Annotated in this window: 6 protein-coding genes; 5 read left to right on the plus strand and 1 reads right to left on the minus strand. The window is 71.4% G+C overall.

Annotated features, from left to right (window positions below; translation table 11 throughout):
• The first annotated feature begins 59 nt into the window (after positions 1-59).
• The 5 genes from IT306_20745 (at position 60) to IT306_20765 (ending at position 5,385) form a co-directional block, all read left to right on the plus strand.
• Entirely contained in the window at positions 60-569 is a 510-nt protein-coding gene (locus IT306_20745) for an Hsp20/alpha crystallin family protein (protein ID MCC7370854.1), read from the plus strand.
• A gap of 291 nt (positions 570-860) precedes the next feature.
• Positions 861-1,793, plus strand: coding sequence for a universal stress protein (locus IT306_20750; protein ID MCC7370855.1), 933 nt, complete (start codon positions 861-863; stop codon positions 1,791-1,793).
• 96 nt (positions 1,794-1,889) lie between these two features.
• Positions 1,890-2,303 carry a hypothetical protein gene (locus tag IT306_20755; GenBank protein ID MCC7370856.1) on the plus strand — a complete coding sequence of 138 codons (414 nt, stop codon included), beginning with the start codon at positions 1,890-1,892 and terminating at the stop codon, positions 2,301-2,303.
• A 97-nt stretch (positions 2,304-2,400) separates the two neighbouring features.
• Positions 2,401-5,061: an AMP-binding protein gene (locus IT306_20760; GenBank protein MCC7370857.1), complete on the plus strand. Its 2,661-nt coding sequence runs from the start codon at positions 2,401-2,403 to the stop codon at positions 5,059-5,061.
• Between the two features lie 102 nt (positions 5,062-5,163).
• Entirely contained in the window at positions 5,164-5,385 is a 222-nt protein-coding gene (locus IT306_20765) for a hypothetical protein (protein ID MCC7370858.1), read from the plus strand.
• Positions 5,386-5,425: 40 nt separating this feature from the next.
• Here the strand turns inward: IT306_20765 and IT306_20770 are convergent.
• On the minus strand, positions 5,426-6,158 hold a 733-nt coding region (locus IT306_20770), incomplete at its 5' end, for an SDR family oxidoreductase (GenBank protein ID MCC7370859.1).

The following is a 6,158-nucleotide window of genomic DNA, read 5'->3' on the forward strand; positions in this document are numbered from 1 at the left end:
GACCACCCTGGCGCGGCGCCCCACACGGCCGGCTCAGCGTGCGGGAGAGGAGGACGACCATGACGGAGATGACGACGATGCCGCCGAAGGCCGAGAACGGCAAGCTGCGCCGCCGCGATCCCTTCGAGATGTTCGAGACGTTCCAGGACGAGATGGCCCGCCTGTGGGGCCAGTCGTGGCCGTTCAGCTTCGGTCCGCTCGCACGTCGCACAAGCCCGATGGCCGCGCCGACGACGACCTGGACGCCGCGCGTTGACGTGTTCGAGAAGAACGGCGACCTGGTGGTCAAGGCCGAGCTGCCGGGCGCGAGCAAGGACGACATCGAGATCACGCTCGACCAGAGCGAGCTGATCGTTCGGGGCCACCGGAAGGCCGAGACGGAGGTCAAGGAGGAGCACTACTACCGCATGGAGCAGAGCTACGGCAGCTTCTACCGGCGGCTGGCGCTGCCGTTCGAGACGACCGCCGAGCAGATCACCGCGACGTTCACGGACGGCGTCCTCGAGATCCACATTCCGAAGCCCACCACGGAGACGCTGCCGCTGACCCGGACCATCCCGATTACGTGAGAGCAGGGATGCACCTCACCCCCCGCCCCGCTGCGCGGCGCAACTATCGGCTCCGCCGACATCATCTCCGGCGCGGAGCGGGGGCGCATTCTTCTCCTCCCGTGGCGTGGTGACACCCGTCACCCGGACCTCAGGACGAGTGACCGCCGGCGCGCACTCGTCCTGAGCGCACACTGATGGTGAAGCTGTCATGTCCCGCTCACCAGGCTGAGTGAGGCCTTCCACGCAGTGCAGCGTCGGCAGCGGCTTCGGAGCCGTGCCATCCGAGGCGGCGAGAAGGGAGATCGCGCAATGTCGCTCACGATCCTGGTCCCACTCGATGGGTCGCCGCTGGCCGAGCGCGCCCTCCCGTACGCCGCGCATCTCGCTGCGCGCGGTGCAGGGCGCGTCGTCCTCGCACACGTACGGTCGCCGTCGGTGGCGGCCGCCGCCGAGCCATTCGACCCCGTATCCTTACTCGGTCCTCTGCACGCCACCGGCGTCGACGCCTCGGCGCGCACCCTGGACGCCTTGCCCGGCGAGGTCGCCGAGACGCTGCGCGCCGCCACCAGCGACGCCGGCGCAAGCCTCGTCGTCATGTCCACCCACGGCCGGGGCGGCCTGCGCCGGAGCCTGTTCGGAAGCGTTGCCGACGAGGTGATCCGCCGGACGACGGCCCCCGTGCTGCTGATCCCGCCGGACTCCAAAGCCGCCTGGGACGAGCAGACGCCATCCCTGATCCTGGTGCCGCTGGACGGCTCGCGCCGCGCCGAGGAAGCGCTGGGGCCAGCCATCGAGCTGGCGCGCACCTTCGATGCCGAGCTGCTGCTCGTCCGCGTGCTCTCGCCGATGCTCCACACGCGCTACCGCGACGGCAAGATGACGTTCTCCTGTGCTGACTTTGTCGAAGTCGAAGACGCCTGGAACTACCTCTCGATCCACGCCGACGCCGTCCGTGCGACCGGCAGCCGCGCCTCGATCTGGGTGCTTGTCGGCACGCCGGCCACCGCCATCGCCGAAGCGACGCGCTCCGAGCATGTCGACGTCATCGTGATGACGACCCACGGCCGGCACGGCGTCGGGCGGATGCTGCTGGGCAGCACCGCCGACGGCATCATGCACCGGACGGGCGTCCCCGTCTTGCTGGTCAAGGAGGGCGCTCCGCACCGGCCGACCTGGACGGCCCACACCGTGCACGGGGAGCGGCCGGAGGTCCGGACGCCCGCGCACGCAGGGTCGCCCTGATGCAGGCGCACGCAGATATCGCGCACCCCACCCCCACTGACTGTACAGCGCTCCCGGCTGCCTATCGCTACGGGCAGCCGGGTTGGAGGAACCTCGATGGCACTCACGACCACGCTGGAACGGCACGGTGTCTCCCTGAACCGGGAGCAGGAGCAGCGGATTGGGCACCACCTTGAGGCGCTCGCGCGGCGGTTGGCGAACCGGCCCGAGCCTAAGGCGGTGCTCGGCTTCTCCGGACCGAACAGCCATCACGAGATCGTCGCCAGCCTGCGGGTGCAACTCGGGCCGCTCGGGCCGACGTTGACCAGCAGCCAGGCGGCCGCGACACCCGATGCCGCTGCCCGCCTCGCGATTCACGCGGTGGAGCGCCAGCTTGAGCGGATGGTCGCCGTGCAGCGCGGCGAGCCGAGCTACGGCGTCCCTAGCCGGCGGCGGACGGGGAACGGCGTGGCGCGCGGCGAGGAGGTTGCTCCCCCAGAGGACACCGCGACGCCGGAGGCGCGGGACTGACCGTAGGCCGCCTGACGGCGTCGCCAGCCTGACACCATCGCCACCGTGATCGTTCAGTTGTCCGCCAACCGCCGCCACCACGCGGGGGAGGCGTCCGATGTCCATGCACCTGTACGCGCTGTTGCGGCAGCGGGCCGCCCAGCATCCTGAGTCGGTTGCGATTGGTGGCCAGCAGGGGCTGGTCTGGCGGACGCTCACCAGCCGCGAGCTGCTCGCGCTGGTCGACCGGCTGGCGGATGAGCTGCGAGACCTCGGGGTAGGCCAGGGGGAACGGGTCGTCCTCTGGATGCCGAACCACTGGCGTACCCCGGTCTACCTGTTCGCCCTCTGGAAGCTCGGCGCGGTCGCCGTGCCGTTCGACCGGGAGATGAACCCGGAGGCCGGCGCGCGCATCCTCGAACGCATTGCGCCCCGGCTGATCCTGGCCGGCTACGGCGAGCGGCCGGCCTGGGCGCAGGACGCCCGCATCACCGAGTGGTGGGAGCCAGGCACGCGCAACGCGGCAACCGGCTCGGCCAACCACCACGGCCACTCCTGGACGCCGCCCCCCGAGCCGCTGGCCGTCATCGTCTTCACCTCGGGGACCACCGGCACGCCGAAGGGCGTCATGCTGACGCACGCCAACCTGCTGTTCCAGGCAGCGGCCGTCTACGACCGCGTCCCGCTCGACGGCACGTGTCGGGTGGCGGGCATCCTGCCGCTCTCGCATGTCTTCGAGCTGGGCACCCTGGTGTACGCCATCCAGTCGGGGGCCGCGACCCACTACGTACCGAGCCGCCGCGCAACCGACGTGCTGCGGGTGCTGCAAGAGCAGCGGATCACCCACATGATCGTGGTGCCGCAGTTGCTGACGCTGATGGGCCACGCCCTGCAGGAGAAGCTGCGCGCGCGGCTGCCATCGGCCCTGTACGATGCGCTCTGGAAAGCGGCGGACCGCGTCCCGTTCGGGCCGCGGCGGCTGCTGTTCTGGCCGGTTCACCAGCAGCTTGGCGGGCATCTCCGCCTGATGATCGCCGGCGGCGCGGCCCTGCCTATCGAGACGCAGCTCCTGTGGGAACGGATGGGCGTCCGCATCGTGCCCGGCTTCGGCACGACAGAATGCTCGCCGGCCATCGCGCTGGCCGAGCCGAACGGCACGACGCCGCTCGGGAGCGTCGGCCGGGCGATGCGGGGCGTCGAGGTGCGGCTGGGCGAAGGGGGCGAGCTGCTGGTGCGCGGCCCGAACGTGATGGCCGGCTACTGGCAGGACCCCGAGCGCACCGCCGAGGTGCTCGCGGACGGCTGGTACGCGACCGGCGACCTCGGCAGCATCGACGCGCAGGGGAACATCCGCATCACCGGCCGCGCACGCGACCTGATCGTACTGCCCTCGGGCATGAACGTCTGGCCGCAGGACGTCGAGGCGGCGCTGCGGGCACATCCCTCGGTCAAAGATGCGGCGGTGCTGGCCGTGCCGTCCGGACGCGGCGGCGCGACACTCCACGCCTACCTGTTGCCAACCACCCCCGCCGACCGCGCCACCAGCGTCGGGCAGATCGTGGCGAGCTGCAATGCTCGGCTGGCCCAGCATCAGCGGGTGGCGACGGCCTCCTGGTGGGACGAGGCGGACTTTCCCCGCACGGCGATGCTCAAGGTCCGCCGACATCTGCTGCCGCTGCCGCGCCCGGAGCGAGCCGCCAAGGTCGAGCAGGTGCTGGCCCTGGACGATCCCGTTGGGCAGGCGCTGAGCGGCCTTGTCCACCAGAGTACCGTCGAGCCGCACCACACCCTGGCCGAGCTTGGCCTGGACAGCCTGAGCATCGTCGAGCTGGCCATCGCACTGGAGGAGAAGACGGGCCGCACCATCGAGGAGGACGCCCTGCACGCCGAGATGACGGTGGATGAGGCGCGCGCTGTGGTGGCGGCAGCCCCCCTGACAGCCGCCAGCGACGGCCCCGGAGGCCCCGGCGCGAGCGGCCTGCTCGAAGCGCCGCCACGCTGGGCCTACACCTGGGGCCGGCCGCTGCGCGCGCTGATGCTGCCCATCGATCTACTGCTGCGCTACGCTGGCCAGCCCATCGTCTTGCTCGGCGGCGAGTACCTCTGGCCGCTGCCGCCCCAGGTGATCCTGGCCGGCACCCATCGGAGCTTCGCGGACATGCCGCTGGTCCGTTACGCCCTGGCGCGGACGGGCAACCGCGTCTTGCTGCCCGGCCTGATCAGCGCCGTCGTCACCACATCGTTCTTCCGAGGGGTGCTCGGGTGGATCGGCGTGCTGGTGCTGGGGCTGCACCCGCTCGACCAGCGGCGCGGCCGGGAGACCAGCCTGCGCCGGCTGGTCGGCATCGTCCAGGCGAGCAGGGGGAGCATCCTGATCTTCCCGCAGGGCGTCCACACGAACCCTGAGGCCGAGCTGGCGAACGATCCGTCCGTTCGCTTCCGCACGGGCGTGGCCCATCTGGCCGAGGCGCTGGATCTGCCCGTCTATCCGTTCGGGCTGGCCGGACCAGAGCGGGTCATCCCGCAGACGGCGGTCGGGTTCGCCGGCCCTGCGCTCGGCGGCATCCCGCTCTCGGTGCGGCAGGGGCCGCTGGCGATTGCGTTCGGGCCGCCGCTGCGGCTGCTGCCCGGCGAGGCGCCCCAGGCGTTCACGGCCCGTTTGCAGGAGGCTTGCTACCGGCTGGCTCGCGAGGCCGAGGCCGCCATCGACCATCCCGCCACCCACCCTGAGCCGAGGCCATCTGCCAGCAAGGAGCAGCGCGTCCTGACGCCGCGGTAACACGCCGGCTGCCGTCCGCTACATCGCGACGAGCCGCGTCGAGGCGCCCTGGGAGCGCCGGCCGGCGGCACGTCGCCGCCGGCGCGTGGAAGGAGGTGTCTGATGTCTGGACCGTTTGTTGAGCTGACCGAGTCCGAGACCGGCCGTCCGCTGCTGGTCAACGTGGACCGTGTGCTCTGTGTCGCCCCGCACGGGCGCGGCGGCGCGTTCGTCTACCTGAGCGGCAGCCCTGAGCGAATGGAGATCGACGAGACGCCAGCGCGCGTGGCGGAGATCCTGGCGGCGGCCGGGGTGATGGCGTCGCAGGGCGAGCGGAGGGAGTAGGACGCCCGTGGCACGCCGCCCCAACAGGCGGCCTTGCCCCCTAATCGATGTACACCGCGCCGTTCACGTCCATCGCCTCGCCGCTGATGTAGCCTGCCTTCTCCGAGGCCAAGAACGCGACGGCGTTGGCGACATCTTCAGGGAGGCCCAGGCGGCCGGCCGGGATCGAGTCGATCACCGCCTGGGCCTGCGGGCCGGCCCACATCGACGCGCTCAGCTCGGTGGCGATCAGGCCCGGGCAGACGGCGTTGGCCGTGATGTGCGGCGCGAGATCCCGCGCCAGCCCCCGGATCAGCCCGAGCATCCCGGCCTTGGCAGCAGCGTACGCCGTCTTGCTGACGGCCGGGAACGCGCCACCATGCTTCGCGTTCATCGAGGAGATGCAGACGATGCGCCCCCACTGCGCGGCCAGCATCGACGGCACGACTGCGTGGGCGTAGTTGAACGAGCCTTTGAGGTGGACGCCGATCACCAGATCCCAGTCAGCCTCTGTAAGCCGCGGGAACGGCGTGGGCGACGTAATGCCGGCGTTGTTGATCAGCGCGTCCACCCGCCCGAAGCGCGCCAGCAGGTCCGCCACGATCTCCTGGGCGCGGGCGTAGTCGCGGACGTCAGCCTGGTAGGCCGCGCCCTCCAGGCCGCTGACGGCGGCGATCTCGCGGGCCGTCGCCTGGGCGGTCTCGCCGTTCAGATCCACGAGTGCGACGCGGTAGGCGTCCGCCGCCAGGGCCAGCCCGATAGCCCGGCCGATCCCACGCGCGCCACCCGTGATC

It is taken from the genome of Chloroflexota bacterium (assembly GCA_020850535.1).
Classification (GTDB): domain Bacteria; phylum Chloroflexota; class UBA6077; order UBA6077; family JACCZL01; genus JADZEM01.